At 49.3% G+C, this 19,769-nt stretch carries 21 protein-coding genes; 15 read left to right on the top strand and 6 right to left on the bottom strand.

All coding sequences use genetic code 11. From position 1 onward, the window contains the following. The first annotated feature begins 22 nt into the window (after positions 1 to 22). The 9 genes from trmD (at position 23) to smpB (ending at position 7,217) form a co-directional block, all read left to right on the top strand. On the top strand, positions 23 to 1,333 hold the full coding sequence (gene trmD / locus ACNI29_RS06295; protein ID WP_419781350.1) for a tRNA (guanosine(37)-N1)-methyltransferase TrmD: 1,311 nt from the start codon (positions 23 to 25) through the stop codon (positions 1,331 to 1,333). 46 nt (positions 1,334 to 1,379) lie between these two features. Next, positions 1,380 to 1,730 carry a 50S ribosomal protein L19 gene (rplS, locus tag ACNI29_RS06290; RefSeq protein ID WP_419781349.1) on the top strand — a complete coding sequence of 117 codons (351 nt, stop codon included), beginning with the start codon at positions 1,380 to 1,382 and terminating at the stop codon, positions 1,728 to 1,730. Between the two features lie 149 nt (positions 1,731 to 1,879). Beyond that, on the top strand, positions 1,880 to 2,536 hold the full coding sequence (gene rnhB / locus ACNI29_RS06285) for a ribonuclease HII (RefSeq protein ID WP_419781348.1): 657 nt from the start codon (positions 1,880 to 1,882) through the stop codon (positions 2,534 to 2,536). Then, positions 2,518 to 2,922, top strand: coding sequence for a YraN family protein (locus ACNI29_RS06280; RefSeq protein ID WP_419781347.1), 405 nt, complete (start codon positions 2,518 to 2,520; stop codon positions 2,920 to 2,922). Before rnhB ends, ACNI29_RS06280 begins: the two co-directional genes overlap by 19 nt. Next, positions 2,864 to 3,706, top strand: a complete 843-nt coding sequence (gene rsmI, locus ACNI29_RS06275) for a 16S rRNA (cytidine(1402)-2'-O)-methyltransferase (RefSeq protein WP_419781346.1) — start codon at positions 2,864 to 2,866, stop codon at positions 3,704 to 3,706. Before ACNI29_RS06280 ends, rsmI begins: the two co-directional genes overlap by 59 nt. Before the next feature lie 134 nt (positions 3,707 to 3,840). Then, a complete protein-coding gene (locus tag ACNI29_RS06270) occupies positions 3,841 to 4,593 on the top strand; it encodes a PTS system mannose/fructose/sorbose family transporter subunit IID (protein WP_419781345.1) in 753 nt (250 codons plus the stop codon). A gap of 41 nt (positions 4,594 to 4,634) precedes the next feature. Further along, complete coding sequence (locus tag ACNI29_RS06265; protein ID WP_419781344.1) at positions 4,635 to 4,952, top strand: HPr family phosphocarrier protein; 318 nt, start codon at positions 4,635 to 4,637, stop codon at positions 4,950 to 4,952. Beyond that, positions 4,953 to 6,737 (top strand): phosphoenolpyruvate--protein phosphotransferase, encoded by a 1,785-nt coding sequence (ptsP, locus tag ACNI29_RS06260; protein WP_419781343.1) that lies wholly within the window; start codon positions 4,953 to 4,955, stop codon positions 6,735 to 6,737. Positions 6,738 to 6,746: 9 nt separating this feature from the next. Further along, a complete protein-coding gene (smpB, locus tag ACNI29_RS06255) occupies positions 6,747 to 7,217 on the top strand; it encodes an SsrA-binding protein SmpB (RefSeq protein WP_419781342.1) in 471 nt (156 codons plus the stop codon). Between the two features lie 93 nt (positions 7,218 to 7,310). On the opposite strand, the gene ACNI29_RS06250 is transcribed toward smpB, so the two are convergent. Continuing rightward, on the bottom strand, positions 7,311 to 7,469 hold the full coding sequence (locus ACNI29_RS06250; protein ID WP_419781341.1) for a hypothetical protein: 159 nt from the start codon (positions 7,467 to 7,469) through the stop codon (positions 7,311 to 7,313). A 168-nt stretch (positions 7,470 to 7,637) separates the two neighbouring features. Here ACNI29_RS06250 and ACNI29_RS06245 point away from each other — a divergent pair, with 168 nt between their 5' ends. The 4 genes from ACNI29_RS06245 (at position 7,638) to secA (ending at position 13,896) form a co-directional block, all read left to right on the top strand. Continuing rightward, on the top strand, positions 7,638 to 8,519 hold the full coding sequence (locus ACNI29_RS06245) for a LysR family transcriptional regulator (protein ID WP_419781340.1): 882 nt from the start codon (positions 7,638 to 7,640) through the stop codon (positions 8,517 to 8,519). Between the two features lie 261 nt (positions 8,520 to 8,780). Then, complete coding sequence (locus ACNI29_RS06240) at positions 8,781 to 10,157, top strand: FAD-binding oxidoreductase (protein WP_419781339.1); 1,377 nt, start codon at positions 8,781 to 8,783, stop codon at positions 10,155 to 10,157. Next, positions 10,157 to 11,305: a (Fe-S)-binding protein gene (locus ACNI29_RS06235; RefSeq protein WP_419781338.1), complete on the top strand. Its 1,149-nt coding sequence runs from the start codon at positions 10,157 to 10,159 to the stop codon at positions 11,303 to 11,305. Before ACNI29_RS06240 ends, ACNI29_RS06235 begins: the two co-directional genes overlap by 1 nt. A gap of 77 nt (positions 11,306 to 11,382) precedes the next feature. Beyond that, positions 11,383 to 13,896, top strand: coding sequence for a preprotein translocase subunit SecA (gene secA, locus ACNI29_RS06230; protein ID WP_419781337.1), 2,514 nt, complete (start codon positions 11,383 to 11,385; stop codon positions 13,894 to 13,896). 87 nt (positions 13,897 to 13,983) lie between these two features. Here secA and ACNI29_RS06225 read toward each other — a convergent pair whose 3' ends face one another. Further along, positions 13,984 to 16,026, bottom strand: a complete 2,043-nt coding sequence (locus tag ACNI29_RS06225; RefSeq protein WP_419781336.1) for a methyl-accepting chemotaxis protein — start codon at positions 16,024 to 16,026, stop codon at positions 13,984 to 13,986. 260 nt (positions 16,027 to 16,286) lie between these two features. Here ACNI29_RS06225 and ACNI29_RS06220 point away from each other — a divergent pair, with 260 nt between their 5' ends. Both ACNI29_RS06220 and ACNI29_RS06215 read left to right on the top strand, forming a co-directional pair. Next, positions 16,287 to 16,886 (top strand): MarC family protein, encoded by a 600-nt coding sequence (locus tag ACNI29_RS06220; protein ID WP_419781335.1) that lies wholly within the window; start codon positions 16,287 to 16,289, stop codon positions 16,884 to 16,886. Between the two features lie 24 nt (positions 16,887 to 16,910). Continuing rightward, complete coding sequence (locus tag ACNI29_RS06215) at positions 16,911 to 17,132, top strand: hypothetical protein (RefSeq protein WP_419781334.1); 222 nt, start codon at positions 16,911 to 16,913, stop codon at positions 17,130 to 17,132. Positions 17,133 to 17,197: 65 nt separating this feature from the next. Here ACNI29_RS06215 and ACNI29_RS06210 read toward each other — a convergent pair whose 3' ends face one another. The 4 genes from ACNI29_RS06210 to mlaD are packed head-to-tail and all read right to left on the bottom strand — an operon-like array spanning position 17,198 to position 19,765. Further along, positions 17,198 to 17,692: a metallophosphoesterase family protein gene (locus tag ACNI29_RS06210; protein ID WP_419781333.1), complete on the bottom strand. Its 495-nt coding sequence runs from the start codon at positions 17,690 to 17,692 to the stop codon at positions 17,198 to 17,200. 11 nt (positions 17,693 to 17,703) lie between these two features. Then, positions 17,704 to 18,603, bottom strand: a complete 900-nt coding sequence (locus ACNI29_RS06205) for an MlaA family lipoprotein (RefSeq protein ID WP_419781332.1) — start codon at positions 18,601 to 18,603, stop codon at positions 17,704 to 17,706. Between the two features lie 14 nt (positions 18,604 to 18,617). Then, positions 18,618 to 19,286 carry a Tgt2/MlaC family protein gene (locus ACNI29_RS06200; protein ID WP_419781331.1) on the bottom strand — a complete coding sequence of 223 codons (669 nt, stop codon included), beginning with the start codon at positions 19,284 to 19,286 and terminating at the stop codon, positions 18,618 to 18,620. A gap of 32 nt (positions 19,287 to 19,318) precedes the next feature. Next, positions 19,319 to 19,765: an outer membrane lipid asymmetry maintenance protein MlaD gene (gene mlaD, locus ACNI29_RS06195; RefSeq protein WP_419782094.1), complete on the bottom strand. Its 447-nt coding sequence runs from the start codon at positions 19,763 to 19,765 to the stop codon at positions 19,319 to 19,321. Positions 19,766 to 19,769 lie beyond the last annotated feature (4 nt).

The following is a 19,769-nucleotide window of genomic DNA, read 5'->3' as shown; positions in this document are numbered from 1 at the left end:
TTAGATTCCAAGGCTGGACATAGTGAAATTTAATCTGGTTACACTCTTTCCTGAATTTTTTGATTCACCGCTGTCGCACGGACTCATGGGTAAAGGCGTTGAAAAGGGTATTGTCTCTTTCAATAAGGTCGATCCCCGCGAGTTTACAACAGACCGCCATAAATCAGTTGATGACCGCCCCTACGGCGGTGGGCCGGGCATGGTCATGTTTATTGACCCCATCGCCAAGGCTCTGGACTCCGTAGGTATTCTTCCGGCAAAGGAGGGAGGGTGTCCCAAAGGTAAGCGATTGATCATGCTTTCGCCCAAAGGACGTCCCCTGACCCAGAAGCTGGCTGTAGAGCTTTCCAAGGAAGAGGAGCTGACCCTCGTTTGCGGAAGGTATGAAGGCATTGACGCCCGTTTTGAAGATATTTACCCCGTAGAGGCCGTCTCCGTAGGGGATTTCGTGCTTAACGGGGGCGAAGCTGGGGCCATGTGCCTTATTGAAGCTGTAGCCCGTCTGCTGCCTGATTTTATGGGCCATGCAGAATCCGGTACGGAAGAAAGCTTTTCTTCTGGCCTGCTCGAGTATCCACACTATACCCGTCCTGCAGAATTTTGCGGACTGAAAGTGCCGGAAGTGCTCTCCTCAGGCAACCATGCTTTGATCGAAGAATGGAGAAGAAAAGAGTCTCTGGATGCAACCTTGGATGCGCGTCCCGAGCTTCTGGCCGAAGCAGAAGGGTTAAAAAAAGATGATGTGCGTTATTTGCGCACAATACCCCGAAAACGTTTGGGAAAAAATCTTTATATGGCTCTGGTGCACTATCCGGTGCTAAATAAATTTGGAGAAAAAGCCGCTGTTTCTTTGACAAACCTCGATATTCACGATATGTCCCGCGTTTCCCGCTCTTACTCAATTAGCGGATTTTTTGCGGTGACTCCAATCGAGGACCAGAAGAAACTGGCCGAGAGGATCATTTCACATTGGACCTCGGGTCCGGGCAGTAAGTTCAACCCGGATAGAGCCGCAGCTTTTTCCAAAGTAGGAGTTAAGGATTCCCTTCAAGATGTGGTGGAGCATATCGAGTCGGGAACGGGTAAGAAGCCGATACTGGTGACCACCAGCGCAAGGGGCGCGGGCAGCCTGACCATGAACAGGGTTCGTGAGATGCTGCAGGATGATCCCGTACTGCTGGTCTTCGGTACCGGGCACGGGTTGGCTCCCGAAATTCTGGACATGGCTGAGGGCAGCTTACGGCCCATAAGGTTCATGGACGGATACAACCATCTATCAGTAAGAAGTGCGGTGGCGATCACGGTCGACAGGCTGCTTAAAGACGCCTGGTAGATCCGCCTTCGGGTGCCGCAAAGAAATTTATATAAGGAGTAGCGAAATGAGCAACGTAATTGCAAACATCGAACGCGAACAGATGCGTATTGATATGCCCGCTTTCAAAGCAGGCGACACTGTAAAGGTACACCTGCGTATTATCGAAGGTGAAAAGGAACGTATCCAGGTTTTCCAGGGTGCAGTTCTCCGTTACCGTAATGGTACCACCAACTCCACCTTCACCGTCCGCAAAATTTCTGACGGTATCGGCGTTGAGCGTGTTTTCCCCGTACACTCCCCCTACATCGAGCGTGTAGAGGTAGTTGCTGAAGGTAAAGTACGCCGCAGCCGCATCTACTACCTGCGTGGTCTTAAAGGTAAGGCTGCACGTATCAAGTCCAAACAGGCTTGGTAGGCCACGAAGCATTTATGCTTCGCGGATACTCCCATCGGGCCTTCGGTCCGGCATGGGAACGCAATATAGTGTTGAAAAAACCGTCATTCCCGGACTGCAAAAGTTTGGGTATGGCGGTTTTTTGTTTTTGAAGACGCTGAAGGCCAAATATGTCAGAAAATTTATTGCCCGGAATGGGTACTGAGAATCTTGTCACTGCCGGTATTGATGAAGCCGGACGCGGATGCCTTGCCGGTCCGGTTGTTGCCGGGGCGGTTATTCTGCCTGAAGAGTATGATCTTCCGGGTCTGACCGACTCCAAGAAGCTTGATGAAGCTGCGCGGGATCGGCTGGCGGTTGAGATTAAAGAACAGGCAGTCTGCTGGGCATTGGGCGTAAGCAGGGCGCATGTGGTGGATGAAATTAACATTTTACAGGCCACATTCAGGGCTATGGGCCGTTCTGTTCTTCATTTGAAGGTCAAGCCTCAGATGTTGCTTGTGGATGGAAATAAAACGATCCCTGCGTCGTATTTGAACGGTGTGTCTGGGGTTCGGCAGGATGCTGTGGTTAAAGGCGACTTGAAGATTCCGGCTATTTCAGCGGCATCAATTCTTGCCAAGACATTTCGTGACAAGCTGATGGTGCAGCTGGCGAAGCGTTACCCGGATTACGGGTTCGAAATTCATAAGGGCTACGGAACCAAGGTGCATCTTGATGCTTTGAAAGAAGTCGGTCCCTGCGCAGTGCATCGCTTGACTTTCAAGGGAGTGCTCCCGGAGAAAAAGAAGACCAAGCAGGAGCGCATGTGTCTGCCCGGCATTTAGATTTTGGACAGGCGGGCGAAGATTACGCATCTCGCTTTCTGGAAAATCGAGGTTACCACCTACGGCAGCGTAACTGGCGCTGGAAGCAGTGGGAGCTGGATATCATCTGCGATAAAGGTGATGAAATAGTTTTTGTGGAAGTAAAAACCAGAACCGGACGCAGTGCGCAGTCCGGCATAGAGGCGGTGACCCCGGCCAAGCGCAAAAAGCTGGTCAAGGCCGCGACCCGCTACCTTTCGGCATTCGATCTCTGGGAGCGACCCTGCCGATTTGATCTGGTTATTGTAAATGATGACGGAACCGGCTTCAGAGCGGAACATATAGAAAATGCATTCGACCTCAGCGACATTATGGGTGGTGGCAACACCGCTTGGCAACCTTGGTGATATTACCGAGCGGGCGCGAAAGGTGCTGGCTTCGGCAGACCTGATTTTTGCGGAAGACACCCGCCGGACCGGCAAACTTCTGCAGGCTCTTGATATCAGTGGCAAAAGCATGATCAGCCTGCATGAGCATAATGAGGAAAAGCGGATCAATAAAGTGCTGGCCCACTTTGAAGAGGGCAATGATGCTGCCCTTGTTTCCGATGCCGGGACTCCGCTCATGAGTGATCCCGGTTACCGGGTGGTCCGTGCCTGCCGTGAAAACGGCGTTCGGGTCGTTCCTGTACCCGGTCCCAGTGCACCTGTTACAGCTCTTTCCGGCTGTGGCCTGCCTCCGTATCCATTTACATTTTTGGGCTTCCTGCCCCGCAAGGAAGGTCATATGCGCAAGCTCTTTGAGGCGCATGGCGCGACCGGGGCGACAATAGTTTTTTTCGAGCGTAAATCGCGGTTGCGGGAGACGCTGCATCTGGCTTATGAATCGCTTGGGAACCGTGAATTTTCCATCTGTCGTGAGCTGACCAAGGACTATGAAGAGTTTATTAACGGCAACCTTGAAGACTGGGAAGCCGTTTCAGAAGAACTGCGGGGTGAAATTACCGTGGTTGTCGGTCCTCCGGTAAATAACGGTCCGGCTTCAGAAGAAGATATTTTCAGAATGATCGATGCTGAAATGGAATCCGGTGATAAACCAAAGGTCATTGCCAGACGAATTGCCGAAAAGGTGGAAGGCTGGACAGCTAAAGCGGTCTATGAAAAGGTAACTGAAAGAAAAAAGAGTACTTAGACGTTTTAGTTATGCTTCGCATGGAGCTAACCAAGACGGTTATTGGATATCACAGTGGCGAAGCCCTGATAAAAAGTTTTGAATAGACCAAAGAAACTTTTAATAAAAGCGTAAGAGCATCAGATAATTAAAATATGGAAAAATCGGAACAAAAGAAAAAATTAGGGCTGGCCTTTGTCAGCTGTTTTCTGCGTTCATATTTTGTGGGTGCGGGTTTTAATACCCGCGGCTTGCAGAATATCGGCTTTTCCTATGCCATGCAGCCCGGTCTGGAAGCCATTTATGATGACCATTCCGAGCTGGTTAAAGCCCGCAAGAGGTATGTGAAACATTACAACTCACATCCTTTCTGGGCGCCGCTGCTGGTAGCCATTTTTCTTTCTGTGGAGTTGCAGATCAAAGAAGGGCGTTTCCCGGTCCAGTTGCTGGACAAGTTGAAAAATACCACCAGCTACACCCTTTCGGCAATCGGTGATTCTGTTTTTGCAGGAAGCGGTCTGATTTTCTGGGCGCTGGGGACGGTGAACCTGCTTCTGGCTGGTCATCATACGCAGGCTATGCTACTCGGTTTAGTGTTGTTCTGCGGTTTGCAGATATTTAAAGGGTTCACCTTCTGGTCCGGGATCAACAAGGGCTTGGGCTTTTTGGATGAACTTAAAAAGTGGGACCTGATCAACTGGGGGGAGCGGCTTAAGTATGCCAACGGCTTCCTTGTTCTTTTGATTTGGTTTCAGCTCTGGCCCCGTCCGCTGAACGGTTTTGAGTGGTACGGTGGGACGGCGGCACTTGGGTTGTTCGGCTGGCTTGTGGCCACCGGAAAGATTGCCCGCGAGATTGTGGCGGTTCTGGTCGTGATTATCGGATTGCTGACAATGCATTTACTATGATTTTTTCCTTTGAAGAAATAAGATATAAGGATTAATGAAAAATGACTGAAGAGAGTGTGCTCCGCGAAGATTCCCCGGCAGGCGGGGACGCAGTTGCCCGGACAGTGGTTGTCAGCAACCAGTTGGGGCTGCATGCCCGCCCGGCAGCAAAGTTAGCGCAGGAAGCCCAGAATTTTAGCGCAGACATAAAAGTTGTCTGCGAATCTCAGGAAGTCGACGCCAAAAGCATTCTTGATGTGCTTACACTGGCTGCAGTTCAGGGCAGTGTCCTAGAACTGCGGGCGGACGGCCCGGATGCCGCGGCGGCTCTTGATTGTCTGGAAGAACATTTTAAAAACAGATTCGGCGAGGAAAAATAAGTGGCCAGAGCGGTCGTCAACGGAATTTCCGTCTCAACTGGTATAGCCATCGGCAAGGCATTCTTTCTTAACCGCAGTATTTCTTCACGTCTGCCGCGGCAGACCGTACCATCACATATGGTGGAGGATGAGAAAACGCGAATGAAGAAAGGGTTCAGTGATGCCGTGGAAGAGCTGTCTGCGGTAAGGGCGAAGGTCCCCAGTGAGCTCAAGGAGCACCAGCTGATCATTGATTCCCATCTGATGATGCTCAAGGACCCCAAGCTGCAATCCTCGGCCCTGAAATATATCGACGATCTTACTATCAACGCTGAGTGGGCACTGGACAAGGCCGTAAATGACCTTGAAAAAACTTTTGGTGCCCTTGAGGACATCTATATCCGTGAACGCATGCAGGATGTGCGTCAGGTGGCTCTGCGGGTGCAGGCTAAACTTATCGGCGGTGAAGCCAACCTGCGGCCTGTGGAAGGTCGCGTTGTTCTCATGGCACATGACCTGACCCCGGCCGACACCATTGAGCTTGAAGTAAATAAGCTCATGGCTTTCGTGACCACCCTCGGCGGTAAGACTTCGCATACCGGTATTTTGGCCCGGACACTGAATATCCCGGCCCTTGTCGGTGCTGCAGAACTGGAAAATTCCGTTGTAGACGGCGATCTGGTCATCATTGACGGGCTGGCCGGTAAGGTGCTCGTTGATCCCAGCGACGAAGAGCTTGAGCACTACTACACCCTCGAAACCCAGTTCGATGATTACCAGCGGACCATTATTCGCGGTTGTCAGCTTCCGGCTGAAACTGAAGACGGATACCGCGTTGAAGTTCACGCAAATATCGAACTTTTTGAAGAGGTTGCCGCTGTTATCGACAACGGAGGGGAAGGTATTGGTTTGTTCAGGACCGAGTACGCCTACCTGAGTCGTACCGATCTGCCCACTGAAGACGAACTGGCCGAAAAATATTCGGAGCTGGCAGCAATTATGTCACCGCGCAAGGTTACATTGCGTACCCTTGATCTCGGTTCGGACAAATTCATGTCCCATTTCGGGGCATTGGATGAGGCTAATCCGGCTCTCGGTTTGCGGGCTATGCGTTTTTGCCTCAAGCATCAGGACCTGTTCAAGACTCAGCTTCGGGCCATGCTCCGGGCCAGTGTTCACGGCAATGTGTCTATGATGTTTCCCATGATCTGCGGGCTGAAAGAAGTTCTGCAGGCAAAGAGTGCCCTCGCCCGCGCACAGCAGGAATTGCGTGAAGAGGGTATCCCGTTTGATGAAAATATGCCTATTGGGGTTATGATCGAGTTGCCCGCTGCGGTTATGATTGCTGAAATTCTGGCTCAGGAAGTGGATTTCTTCAGTATAGGAACCAACGACCTGATCCAGTACAGCTTGGGTATCGACCGTACCAACCCGCACGTTTCATATCTTTATCAGCCTTTGCATCCGGCAGTTGTGCGTTCCATAAAATACGTAGTTGATGCCGGACACCGGGCAGGTATCGGGGTTAGTCTCTGCGGTGAGGTCGCATCCGATCCATATTGCGTTCCCATCCTCATGGGTATGCAGATCGACAGCCTCAGTCTAACTCCGCAGGCCATTCCCGGTATTAAGAGGATTTTGAGGCAGCTGAATATGCAGGAATGCAAACAGTTGCTTAAAGACGTGCTCGGTTGCCGTACTGTTAGCAGAATCAACCGTCTTGTTACGGAAAATATTTATAAAAAATATCCTGAAGAATTGACCTTTTTCGCGTCTCTTCTGGATAACGAAGATATCACAGGTTAATTCAAAGTCATGGCTAAGAAGAAAAAGAAGAAGAGTCCATCTTCGATTGCGCTCAATAAACAGGCTCGCCGCAATTACGAATTCGTGGAAACAATGGAAGCCGGTCTGGTGCTCAAGGGCACTGAGGTCAAATCCTTGCGTCAGGGTTTGGTCAGTTTTATGGATGGCTATATCAATTTCAAAGAAGGCGAGGCATGGCTGGTAGGTGTTCACATCGCACCATACGACCACGCAGGATATACCCAGCATGAGCCGGACCGCCAACGCAAACTGCTGCTGCACGCACGCGAAATAGAAAAGCTGCAGAATCGGGTGGACCAGAAAGGCTTGACCGTTATTCCGGTAAGATTGTACTTCTCAAGAGGTAAGATCAAGCTTGAGATTGCTTTGGCCAAGGGACGTAATGTCCATAACCGTAAAGAAGAACTCAAGCGTAGGGATATTGCAAGAGATACGGCCCGCCAGCTGGCTAATTATTAGCCTGCGGCGAGCCGTAAAATTCTCATCCACCCCTTGCCGGTGGGTGGAGAAAGCATGATAAGGGTATAGTAACCTTAATGAATCAAGGCTTGTTTACTGGAGACCGGAAACGAGAATGGTGAAAACCATTGCTGCACCGACCCAGAAAATTGTTTTAACCATTCCGGTTACGGGGTCGATTCTTTTTTCGCGGCCAAATTCGCTGTCTTCAGGGGTGAAAACTTCTGTTACGAATGCACTGATGCTGCTCATGGTGGTTCTCCTGTATTCGTGATCAAGATTTAGAAATCACGTAGCCGATGAATCCTTATTGCCCGTTTTCGTGTTTTCAATCCAATGGGAATAATCGAAGACCCTCTTTAAGTTTTTCGATAGGGTCATTAGATTCTTAAAATAGTTTATCCAATGGGCTGAAAATTAATGGAATTATATCAGATCAAGACATTCGTGGCGGTGGCGGAGGAAGGTAACATGACTCGCGCGGCCAAGCGTTTGCACGCCAGCCAGTCCACTATCAGCCTGCATATCAAGTCTCTTGAAGAAGAATTCGACCTGCGCCTTTTTCTGCGCACACCCAAGGGCATGGAGACCACCCCAGAAGGTAAACAGCTGCTTGAAAAAGCCCGCGATCTGCTTGACTGTGTGGAAAAATTTGAGTCCGAAGCCCAGAGCTTGAAAGGCGAGCTTTCCGGGGTCGCCCGGGTTGGCTTGCAGACCTCTCCCATCTATCTGCGTACACCGAAGCTCATTTCATTGATCAAGGAAAAGTTTCCGGGGCTGTCCCTGCGTCTGGTGCAGATGCCTACCTGGACTATCCGCAGTGATATCGCAGCCCGTAAGCTCGACGGCGGTTTTTTCTATTCCAACTGCCCGCCCGAAGAAGTGGACGGTATCCTGCTCGAAAGCACAGTCCTGCACGTGGTTGGACCCGCATCATGGAAAGAACAGATGCAGGATGCCAGCTGGGAGGATCTCGCCAAGCTGGAGTGGATATGGACTCCTGAGGAGTGCTCTTTCAACGTCAAGCTCGAAGAAACTTTTTCCTCCCGTGATCTTGAAGTATCTAAATCCATGATTGCAGACAGCGAAGATACCCACAACGCACTGGTCAAATCCGGTAACGGTATTACCGTTATGCGTGCAGACGAAGCCGCAGAGGGTGTTGAAAAAGGCGAATTCTACATCTGGCCCGGTGGACATATCGAGGTCGGGCTCTATTTCGGTTTCCCGCGCAAAAAAGAAAGCGATCCCGTTGTTCGCGCGCTCTTAGACTGTGTTGAGCAAGTCTGGGAAAAGGTTTAGGGTTGCCTCCGGCGGCTGGGAAAGGGGAGAAAACCTTTTGCTAACGCCCAAAAGGTTTTCTCCCCTTCCCCAGACCCCATCCCCTCTTCCCAAAAGACGTTTTGGTTATGCTTCGCATCTAGCGTACTAAAGCGGTTTTGAATGAAAATACGGCGAAGCCCTAATGAAAGTTTTTGGGATTCTTAAACCCTTTTTGCAAAAAGGGTTTAAGCCCCCGGAGGGACCGTCGGTAGACTCCCCGAAGGGCCGCCGGAGGCAAACATGAATCAACTCTCACGTTTACATAAAAAATTCCTGCAAAATTTATTTCCAGGCCGGGAATCCAGCTTTGAAGATGGTACTTTGCTGGCTTGCGGTGTTGATGCCAGTCAGCGACATGCCAAGCCTTGGGCTTTGGTGCGTCCACAGAATACCGCCCAGCTTGCGGAGCTGTTGAAGTGGGCGCAGGCGGAGCGGATTCCTATCTATCCCCGTGCGCGGGCGACCAACAAGGTCGGTAATTGTGTACCTGTCCGGGGCGGCGTTGTAGTTTCCATGCTGGATATGAATTCCATTCTTGATATCGATGGACGTGATTTTGTAGCCGTGACCCAGCCGGGAGTGATTACCGCTGATTTGCAGAAAGCTGTGGAAGCTGAAGGATTGTTCTATCCTCCTGACCCGGCCAGCATGAAAATTTCAACCATTGGCGGCAATATCGCAACCTGTGCCGGGGGCATGCGTGCCGTTAAATACGGCGTTACCCGCGATTATGTGCTGGGCCTTGAAGTTGTCCTGCCCGGCGGTGAAATCATCCGCACCGGAGGCCGGACCCAGAAAAATGTAGTCGGGCTGGATCTTACCAGACTCATGGTCGGCTCTGCCGGAACTCTGGGGCTGGTCACTGAGGCGACTGTTAAGCTGTTGCCCCTGCCTGAAACATCGGCATCGGTGCTGGTCGGCTTTGAAGATTTATCCGGCTGTCTGGAAGGGGCCGAGGCTGTGTTCGGGTGTGGAATTCTGCCCACGGCTATGGAACTTATGGATCATAATACCATCAAGGCTCTGGAGATGCATTCGCATGTGCCCTGGACGCAGGGGACCGGGGGGTTGCTGCTGCTCAAGATTGACGGTTCGGCAGAGTCGGTGGCTACCGATCTGGGGCGTATTGAAGAGGCCTTGCGGAAAGTTGCGGTTACCTTTGTTGAGCAGGGTAGCGGCGCGGATCAGGAACGGCTTTGGGAGCTGCGCAGGGTCATCAGCCCGGCGGCCTTCAGCCTCGCACCGAACAAGCAGGGTGAGGACGTGGCTGTTCCGCGTGGCAAAGTTGCGGAGGCCATCAAGGGTTACCATGCCATTGGAGAGCAGCTTGGGGTCGTTGTGCTTTGTTTCGGGCATCTGGGTGATGGCAATATTCATGTCAGCACCATGTACGACATATCTGCACCCGGTCAGCAGGAGAACGCACTCAAAGCCAAGCAACAGATATTTCAATTGACTCTGGATCTGGGCGGCACTCTCTCCGGAGAACACGGCATCGGTCTGACCAAGGGCAAATATATCGGCATGCAGCTGGATAAAACACAGCAGCGGTTGATGGCAGGGATTAAGAAGACTTTCGATCCGTTGAATATTATGAATCCCGGGAAGGTGGTCTGATGGCAGCTCCTAAAAATTGTGTGCAGTGCGGGAAATGTCTTGAAGTCTGTCCCTTGTTCAAAGCTACCGGACGGGAAGAACTGACCCCGCGAGCAAAATTTTTCCTCGAATCTATCTGTTCCGGTGATGGAATGGCAGAAGGGCTGACGGAACACGACTTTAAATCGTTGGCTTCGCTTTGTCTTTCCTGTGGACGTTGCGCAAAGAACTGCCCCCAGAAGATGTCCGGGCCTGATTTTGTTTCTGACTTGCGGGCAAAATCAAAAGGCTTCACGCAGACCTGTTGGGATTTGTGGTTGAAGAATCCCGGTCTGCTCTGGCCTACTGCGGCAGCACTCTCCAAATTCTCCCCTGAATTCCTGCCGGAACCTTTCGGTTCAGCCAGAAAGCGCATGCAATCTCTCTTTGCCAAAAGCCCTGAACCGTGGGCGGAGCTTAAAATGCAGGTAAAGTTTGAAGAGCGAGAGGTGCTGCTGTTTAAGGGCTGCGTGGGACGTTTTGCGCGCAAAGAATGGTCTGCAAAGGCCGATCGCCTGCTGGACGGAATGGGCATGATCCGGGCCGAAGGAGCGCAATTCAGCTGTTGCGGTTCTTCTTATGGAAGTGCCGGATTGCCGGAACGGCAGTCAGTTTCACGAGCCAAAAACGTCAAGGTCTGGCAGGATGCCGGGCATCCGTTGCTGATTACTTTTTGCGCTACCTGCCTCAAGGGGCTGAAAGAATATTCTCTTGATGATTTCGCTGGTGATGAGAATCTTTATGAGTTGTGGCTAAATTCCCTGAGTCCGCTATCGTCTTTGCTGCTTGATGCAGAAGTAAAACTCGGCGACAACGCACCGGACCAGATTGCTTACCACCGTCCCTGTCATGCCCCGGAAGATGATGCTGACCGTAAGTTTGTTGAAAACATTGCCGGGACAAGGCTCCTCCCAGTGCAGGAAGATCTTTGTTGCGGGTTCGGTGGAATCATGCAGCTTGGAGCACCGGAGCTGTCAAAAGAGGTGGGCGGACATTGTCTCAATCACCTGACACGGGATATGAAAACAGGCGGTCAGATACTCAGCGGTTGTTCTGCCTGTGTGATTCAGCTTGCCAGTCTTGTAAAAGATGAATATTTTGCCGCTCATTGGCTTGATATTTTGAAATAAGTACTTATTAAATAACATCCGTTTATTTTTATTGCTGATAATTCGCGGTAAATTCCGCGCAGGAGAAAGGAACTTAGATGTTTAATTTGATTTTTTCCAAATTGTTCGGTTCACGAAATGAAAGATTTATTAAAAAGCTGAAACCGCAGATCGACCGGATTGCAGCTTTTGAACCGGAAATGGAAAAGCTCACCGATGAGCAGTTTCCGCAGAAGATAGCCGAATATAAAGAGCAGGTCGCCGCCGGTACTCCTCTTGATGATATTCTGGAAGAGGTTTTCGCTCTTGTACGTGAGGCCGGTAAACGTGCCCTTGAAATGCGTCACTATGACGTACAGATGGTCGGCGGCATAGTCCTGCACAGCGGCCGTATCGCAGAAATGAAGACTGGTGAAGGTAAAACCCTTGTGGCAACCCTTCCGGCGGTACTGAATGCCCTTTCCGGTAAAGGCGTGCATCTGATTACCGTCAACGACTATCTGGCCAAGCGTGATGCCGAGTGGATGGGCAAGCTTTATAATTTCCTCGGCCTTAGTGTCGGTGTTGTCGTTCACGGTCTGAGTGATGAAGAGCGTCAGGAAGCTTACGGATGTGACATTACCTACGGAACCAACAATGAATTCGGTTTTGATTACCTGCGTGACAACATGAAGTTCTACAAAGAGCAGCTGGTACAGCGAGAGCTTAACTTCTGTATTGTCGACGAAGTTGACTCCATCCTCATTGATGAAGCACGTACTCCGCTCATTATTTCCGGTGCTTCCGACGATGCCACTTCTATGTATGGCCGGGTCAACTCCATGATTCCCCTGTTGAAACGGGATGAAGATTTCGAAGTTGATGAAAAGGGTAAGAGCATTTCCATGACCGATGAAGGTGTTATGAAATGCGAGCAGATTCTGGACATCGACAACCTCTATGACTCCCAGCATATTTCTTTCCAGCATCACATAATGCAGGGTATTAAAGCCCATCATCTCTTTGGCCGTGATGTTGATTACATCGTCAAAGACGGTCAGGTGGTCATCGTTGACGAATTCACTGGGCGTCTTATGCCCGGTAGACGTTTTTCCGATGGTCTGCATCAGGCCCTTGAAGCCAAAGAAGGGGTTAAGGTCGAGTCCGAAAACCAGACTCTGGCTTCCATCACCTTTCAGAACTACTTCCGCATGTACAACAAACTGGCCGGTATGACCGGTACAGCAGATACCGAATCTGTTGAATTCGCACAGATTTACAATCTGGAAGTAATCGTTATCCCCACAAATACCGCAATGGTCCGTAAAGACTACCCTGACTCTATCTACAAGACTCAGCGGGAGAAATACAACGCAATTGCCGATGATATTGCAGGTAAGTACAAAAAAGGCCAGCCTGTTCTGGTCGGTACTGTTTCCATTGAGAAGTCGGAGCTGGTTTCCAGTCTACTCAAGAAACGCCGTATTCCCCATAACGTGCTCAATGCAAAGCACCACCAGCAGGAAGCTGAAATCGTTGCTGAGGCCGGACATTCCGGACATGTGACTATTGCTACCAACATGGCTGGCCGTGGTACTGATATTAAGCTGGGTGAGGGAGTTCTGGAGAAGGGCGGTCTGCACATTATCGGTACCGAGCGTCACGAATCCAGACGTATTGATAACCAGCTGCGTGGTCGTTCCGGCCGTCAGGGTGACCCCGGTTCCACCCGTTTTTACCTTGCTCTTGATGATGATCTCATGCGTCTGTTTGGTTCTGACCGCATTGCCGGGCTTATGGATAAACTGGGCATGGAAGAAGGTGAACCTATTGAAAACGGCATGGTCACCAAAGCTATTGAGAATTCCCAGAAGAAGGTTGAAGGGCATAACTTTGAAATTCGTAAACAGCTTCTGGAATACGACAACGTCATGAACCAGCAGCGTGAGGTTATCTACACCCTGCGTCGTGATGTCATGAATTCAGAAGATATGAGCGAAATGACTTCCGAGTTTGTGGAAGAACTTTTCGAAGATATTTTCTATCCTGTTGACGAAGCGAAGGGCAAACCCCTTGATGCGGAAACCGAGGAAATGGTTCGCGGACAGCTTGATGAACTCTGTGGATTCAGCCGCAATGAGGAATTCAAGGATAAGCTGCCCACCCGTGAAGAAGCTGAAGCGTGGGTCGCAGAACTTCTCGGTAAGCTTGAAGAAAGCTCCAGCGAACATTACCATGAAATTCAGCGTTACTTCCTGCTGGAAGCTCTTGACCGTAACTGGAAAGAGCACCTGTTGAACATGGACCACCTGCGTGAAGGTATCGGACTGCGCGGCTACGGTCAGAAGGACCCCAAGCACGAGTACAAGCGTGAAGGTTTTTCTCTTTTCCGCGAAATGCTCGACCGCATCAAGGAAAATACCGTTCGTGCCCTCTGCCACCTGCGCATTGAAACCGAGGTCCGCGAGGATGAGTTCCAGCACAAGGAAAAGCAGTCCGATCTTGAGTATTCAGATTCTGAAAGCGAAGGCGCCAAGAAAAAGCCTAAACGCCGCAGTGAGCCCAAAGTAGGACGTAACGATCCCTGCCCCTGCGGCAGCGGTAAGAAGTACAAGAAATGCTGCGGTAAGTAGTTTCCCTATCTATCAGCAATAAATCAGCCCTCCGGAAGAATGCTTCCGGAGGGCTTTTTAGTTTAAGCTACAGGTATTAATCGTGTATTAAAACCTTTCAAAACCACTGTCTGAGAAGTTACTGCCCATATCCAATGATAACCCTGATGAGTTACTGTCCGAGGATTTGTGTTCAGTCTGCTTAGAAGCCGATTCGGTCGGGATAGACGAAGATGGCGGCAGTGCACGGGGTGAGTACGCGTTATTGTTATTAACCCGGAAGAAGGCCATGGTTTGTTGCAACTCTTCTGCTTGACTGGAGAGTTCTTCGGAGGTGGAAGCCATTTCCTCGGATGCAGATGCGTTCTGCTGGGTGACTTGATCAAGTTGCTGCACTGCTTTGTTAATCTGTTCCGCTCCGGTAAGCTGTTCACTGCTTCCGGCAGTTATTTCCTGAACCAGTTCTGCAGTACGCTTGATATCCGGGACGAGCTGGACCAGCATTTGTCCCGCTTTTTCTGCCACTTCTACAGTTCCGCTAGAAAGGTCTCCAATCTCACGGGCTGCTTCACCGCTGCGCTCGGCTAGTTTTCTTACTTCCGCAGCCACAACGGCAAAGCCTTTGCCATGTTCACCTGCCCGGGCAGCTTCAATGGCTGCGTTTAAGGCGAGAAGGTTGGTCTGGCGGGCAATTTCCTCAACAATGGATATCTTTTCCGCGATATTTTTCATTGCGTCTACGGCTTGCGTTACAGCATGTCCGCTCTCTTCAGCCTGCTGTGCGGATTGTACGGCAATGCTTTCAGTTTGCTGGGCATTTTCAGCATTCTGCCTGATGTTGGCAGTCATCTCTTCAATGGAAGAGGAAACTTCTTCAACATTGGCGGCCTGTTCGGTGGATGATTGTGAAAGAGATTCCGCTGTGGCAGACAGTTCCTCACTACCGGAGGCTACGTTTTCCGTGGCTCCGCCTACTTCTGCAACAACACCGGAAAGACGGTGGACCATGTCGTTTAATGCTGCGGACAGGATTCCTACTTCATCTTTCTGATTGATATTCAATGTGCTGGTAAAATCTCCCTGAGCCATTCGCTGGGCAAAGCGTACACCCATCTGTATCGGTCCGGTGATAGCTTTGGTCAGGATAAATGCGGTCATCATGCCGAGAATAAGGGCGACGAGCGCACCAATGAAAAGAAGGGTGTTTGATGACGTAATCTGATCCAGCATTTTGGTTTTCTGATCAGCCCTTGCTGCCCGGCATTGTGCGTCAGCACCCCTTGCTGCCTGCACCATTGCTTCTTCCGCTTCCACCTGCTGGGCCATGAGCTTGGTGTATGTCAGAAAATTCGAGTAATAACTGGATACATTGTTTAGTACCCTCTCAACCTGTGCAATATTAGTTGGATTTTGAAATCTGAGTTTTAAATCTTTGCTAAGGCTGTTGATTTGTTCAATGTCGGATTTAACCATTTCCAGATATTTCGGATGGGAGGAAATGATGTACTCTTTTTCATTTTTCCGGGCAGTAATAAACCATTTGATGGCCCGGTTGGCATCATCTGCCTTGGTCAGCTTGTCTATAATTCCCCTCTGACTGTTGTTGTACAGGGAGTCTATAGTTGCAAATTCAGATCTACTGATTCCATTTGATATTTTTGTGTCGGTCTCGGATAGAATCAATTCAAGTTGTTTCTTTTGATCAGAGCGTACTTTTTCAAGTTCGGTAAGTGCGTTCCTTGCGTCTGAACGCATCAATTGCATTGTTTGTATTCTGCTCTCGACCAGAGTTACATATTCATTAAAAGCGTTATTGTATTTCTCTATCGCTTCAGCCAAAACAGTCATTTGATCATGATTGATTTGTTTGGAAAACTTTGCATTTGTAGTCTTTATTTGCGCTTTGAGTGAGTCTATTAATTCAGTATGTTTGTTTAAGTATTCATCTTCATTTCTGAGCATGTAGTTCTTTTCGCTCATGCGCGTCTCAAGAATGATGCGAACCATACGGTTTACGTCGTCGGCTTTATCTACACGGTCATCTATTTCATGCATGCCGTTGTAGCCAACATAAGCCATTGCTGAACTCAAAAAGATCATGAGGGCAAAGCTTAACCCTAATTTGATTGCCAGTTTAGTGTTTTTGAACATTTGAATCTCCCGCAGAAGTTTTCTTGTTATGATCAGTATAAATGCGTTGATATATTTGTAACATACTACTCCTGCAGACAGGAAGGAAAAGATAAAAGAAGGTAAAATGGGGATTTACAAAAAAAAGAAAACATTTTGAAATTTATGCAGCAGATTTGTGTTGATCGAACAATCAATGAGGTGTAGAGAGCGGCATCAAATTTGATGAAAAGGCTGTGAGCCTGAATAAAATTTATGTGTAATTAAAGAGAGTAAAAGCTATGTTTTCAATATTTTTCCAAACCTATTTAAAACTGTTCTTTGTGCTGACCCCTTTCTTTGCCATCTCAGCTTTCCTGTCCCTAACTCAGGATATGACTCCAAATGAGCGCAAGAAAACAGCTTTGAAAGTTACCGTCGCCGTGATTATCAGTTCTGTAATTCTTTACCTTTACGGTAGGTATATTTTTGAATTGTTCGGGATTACCCTCGATGCCTTTAGGATCGGTGCGGGTGCGGTTCTCTTTCTGTCTGCCTTGAATATGGTTAACGGCGGTGGCAAGAAATTTGACGCCGGGAATGATGATGACGATATTGCAGTTGTGCCGCTAGCTATCCCCATCGTTGTCGGCCCGGGAACTATCGGTGCTCTGTTAGTCATGGGCTCAGCTGTTCAGGGCTTCCGCGATATGGCCCTTGCATGCGGAGCGTTGGTTGCCGCTGTATTAACTGTAGGGATTCTGTTATTCATATCCTCAAGCCTTAAACGTCTTCTGGGAAGAAGGGGGCTTAACATAATGAGTCGTTTGACAGGACTCGTTGTTGCGTCAATCGCTGCCCAGATATTTTTTACCGGGGTGCGGAATTTCATGCTGAACTAGTTGTCATTCATAGGAGGATTTGCCATGGCTGGAGCCAAAACACTTACTGATAGGTTTTTGATCGCGCTTTTTAAAAGAGGCAAGGCTGATTATCTGCCGCTTGCCTACCTGAAGACTGAGGGCGGGAAAGTGCTGGCGCCGGGTGAGACCGACAAAATTCAGACAATGCTTGCCGAAATGGCTGGGAAAGGGATTGTTGCGGAACAGAGCGGCGAATATAAGCTGCTGACAGATCCTTATTCTTAATTGGAAGAGTATTTTTAATTGAAAAGGCCCGTAATATCATTGATGGTGCGGGCCTTTTCTTGTGTTCATTTATCCACAGGAACGAAAGAGCATTCCATATTGTGTTCGTCATCCACCTCGACGATAGCTACACACGGCGGTCGTTCGTCGCGCGGTGACGTAAGGCTGCCGGGGTTGAGCATCTGCCGCCCGTTTACAATGGACCAGTCTTGAATGTGGGTATGTCCGTAGCAGACAAGATCAAAATCAGGCCCGAAGGAGTCCGCTACATTGCGGGAAACCTGTGAACGCGATCCCCAGCCGTGGGCTATGCCGATGCGCAGACCATGGAAATTTACGGATTCTAGCGGCTGCAAATAGTCTGATAGTGCCCATTCATCGCAATTGCCCAGTGCTGCATGGAAGTTGGGGTGCTGGCAGAAGAACTGCCACATGGAAAAAGATACCATGTCACCGCAGTGCAGCAGCAGGTCGGCATCTGCGAGATACTTATTAAAAACCTCCGCGAGCCTGTTATCCGGCTCACGGAGGTGAGTGTCAGAGATTACTGCAATTTTCACGGTATTAAGTCTTACGGAGTTGCATCCGGATTGGTTGTGAGTTGCGGTTTGGGCTTATTGGGATCAATTTTGGAGTCCCTGATCTGTTTTGCCCGGTAGCTAAGGTAAGCGTCCCTGAGAGCGAGATAAGGATCAATGGAGCCTTCCTTGAGGGACTCGTATTCACCAATGTGGAATGAAAGTTTGTTGATCTGGTTGTAAGCTCCGGCGGAAGCGGAGTAGTACCAGGGAATGCCGAACCACCAGAAGGGGTTGAGCACAAAAGTATCAATCCCAAGGCCGACAGCATCGCGCACTGTAGAGGGGCCAAGGAAGGGCAACACAAAGTAGGGACCGTTGGGGACACCCCAGACGCCGAAGGTCTGTCCCATGTCCTCGTTACCGAGGTAGAGAGGCATGGTTGATTGAGCATCTCCAGCAACGTTACCCAGGCCTCCCATGCCGAAAAACGTGTTGGCTACAAACTTGGATGTCTCAGCTCCGGCAGTATAGAACTTCCCCTGCAGCAGACAGCTGGTCAGTCGAACCGGGTAAAGGATGTGCTGGAAGAAATTGTTGGTCCATGTTCTGGGTCGCAGGGGAACCACCCACATATAGCCCTTGGTCACGGGTTTCATGATATTGAAATACAAATAGTCGTTGAACTCGAACATCGCCCGGTTGTAGCCCTGCCACGGGTCAGAGGCGAATGACTCTTCTTGATGCTCGGTATCCCCCCACATCCCCTCGCTGAATTCATCATCGGCTAATTCTTCGGGATTGTTTTTCACTGCGCCGATTACGCCGGAACCGACCTGAGCCACAATAACAGGATCTGCTGTTTGTTCTGATCTTACCTTGGAAGGAAAGGTCAACAGAATAACTGTGAGGACCAGAAAGGCGAGTATGGTCGTGGAGTAGTGCCTGGACATTTTTTTATTATCCGTTAATTTTTGCCGGTTTCAAGGGCGGCTTTAGGGTTTTCTTTCAGTTCTTTGCATTTCTTTTCAAGGCGCTCAAAAAGATTTTTTTTGCCTGAAGCAAAGGTCTTGTCGTTTGTGGTATCGAGAATACCTACAAACTGTGTACGGTAGTTCTTCACCAGGCTTACGCCTTCGATTATAACATCATAAACATCCCATTCACCGTTTTTAAGCTTCATACGGTAGTATACCGGGATGTCCTGTTTGCCGGTCAACAGACGGGTATCTACCTGAGCATATTTTCCCTTAATTATGGTTTCCTTGTCAAATGCGACTTTTTCACCTGAATAGTCTTCAATTCTGGCAAGATAGGTATGCTCGAGCAGATTAGTGAACAGATCTATGAATTTTTCTTTTTCATCTGGGGAGAACTTCAGCCAGGGACGGCCTATTGAACGTTTGGAAAGTTCTTCGAAATTAAAAAAATCTTTTATGGTTTCACGGACCTTAAGAGTCTTTTCTTCATTCATTGCCGGATTGCCTTTATACAGGGGATCGTTGAGTATCTCAATTACACCTTGAATTCCGGCTTGCAGGCGCACCATGGGAGAGTTCTCAGCAGCAGCTGAACTGACTCCGGCAAAGCTTGCCATGAGTAGCATTACGATGATTATGGATAATGATTTTTTCATATCTGGAACCGATTAATTATTAAAGTTATTATTTAGACTTTGCCAAAAACATACTTGCTGATCAAGTCTTCAATATCAATTGCCGACTCGGTTTCAATGATAGCCCCGCCGGGCTCAATGGGATCGCCCACGCCGCCGGGTGTTATTTTAATATACTTATCGCCGATAAGCCCGCTTGTCTTGACAGAAGCGATTGCATCATCGGTCAGTTCAATGCGTTTCTCGATGCTCAGGGTCAGTACTGCTTTCTGTTTTTCCAGATCAAGGTTGATCTGGTTAACGTAACCGATAGGTACCCCCATCATTTCAACAGGGGAGTTGATCCGCAGGCCGGTAACGTCGTTAAAACTGGCAGTGACATTATAGTGGTCATCGGCAAACATATGCACATCGCCTAGCTTGACGCTCATGTAGATGATACAGAGCAGACCGAGAAAGACAAAAAAACCGACCGCTGTTTCTTTAGGATATTTTTTCATGCCG

The sequence above is a fragment of the Maridesulfovibrio spiralis (SeqCode) genome, from assembly GCF_048571135.1.
GTDB classification, from domain to species: domain Bacteria; phylum Desulfobacterota; class Desulfovibrionia; order Desulfovibrionales; family Desulfovibrionaceae; genus Maridesulfovibrio; species Maridesulfovibrio spiralis.
This window is presented reverse-complemented; position numbering and strand designations above follow the sequence as displayed.

Bases quoted from the DNA above. Each gene is read 5' to 3' on its own strand.
- ACNI29_RS06205 (WP_419781332.1), bottom strand. From the start codon at position 18,603: ATGTCCAGGCACTACTCCACGACCATACTCGCCTTTCTGGTCCTCACA.
- smpB (WP_419781342.1), top strand. From the start codon at position 6,747: ATGGCTAAGAAGAAAAAGAAGAAGAGTCCATCTTCGATTGCGCTCAAT.
- ACNI29_RS06245 (WP_419781340.1), top strand. From the start codon at position 7,638: ATGGAATTATATCAGATCAAGACATTCGTGGCGGTGGCGGAGGAAGGT.
- rsmI (WP_419781346.1), top strand. From the start codon at position 2,864: ATGCATTCGACCTCAGCGACATTATGGGTGGTGGCAACACCGCTTGGC.
- ACNI29_RS06220 (WP_419781335.1), top strand. From the start codon at position 16,287: ATGTTTTCAATATTTTTCCAAACCTATTTAAAACTGTTCTTTGTGCTG.
- ACNI29_RS06225 (WP_419781336.1), bottom strand. From the start codon at position 16,026: ATGTTCAAAAACACTAAACTGGCAATCAAATTAGGGTTAAGCTTTGCC.
- mlaD (WP_419782094.1), bottom strand. From the start codon at position 19,765: ATGAAAAAATATCCTAAAGAAACAGCGGTCGGTTTTTTTGTCTTTCTC.
- ACNI29_RS06250 (WP_419781341.1), bottom strand. From the start codon at position 7,469: ATGAGCAGCATCAGTGCATTCGTAACAGAAGTTTTCACCCCTGAAGAC.
- ACNI29_RS06215 (WP_419781334.1), top strand. From the start codon at position 16,911: ATGGCTGGAGCCAAAACACTTACTGATAGGTTTTTGATCGCGCTTTTT.
- ACNI29_RS06265 (WP_419781344.1), top strand. From the start codon at position 4,635: ATGACTGAAGAGAGTGTGCTCCGCGAAGATTCCCCGGCAGGCGGGGAC.
- ACNI29_RS06235 (WP_419781338.1), top strand. From the start codon at position 10,157: ATGGCAGCTCCTAAAAATTGTGTGCAGTGCGGGAAATGTCTTGAAGTC.
- secA (WP_419781337.1), top strand. From the start codon at position 11,383: ATGTTTAATTTGATTTTTTCCAAATTGTTCGGTTCACGAAATGAAAGA.
- ACNI29_RS06200 (WP_419781331.1), bottom strand. From the start codon at position 19,286: ATGAAAAAATCATTATCCATAATCATCGTAATGCTACTCATGGCAAGC.
- rplS (WP_419781349.1), top strand. From the start codon at position 1,380: ATGAGCAACGTAATTGCAAACATCGAACGCGAACAGATGCGTATTGAT.
- ACNI29_RS06240 (WP_419781339.1), top strand. From the start codon at position 8,781: ATGAATCAACTCTCACGTTTACATAAAAAATTCCTGCAAAATTTATTT.
- ACNI29_RS06270 (WP_419781345.1), top strand. From the start codon at position 3,841: ATGGAAAAATCGGAACAAAAGAAAAAATTAGGGCTGGCCTTTGTCAGC.
- rnhB (WP_419781348.1), top strand. From the start codon at position 1,880: ATGTCAGAAAATTTATTGCCCGGAATGGGTACTGAGAATCTTGTCACT.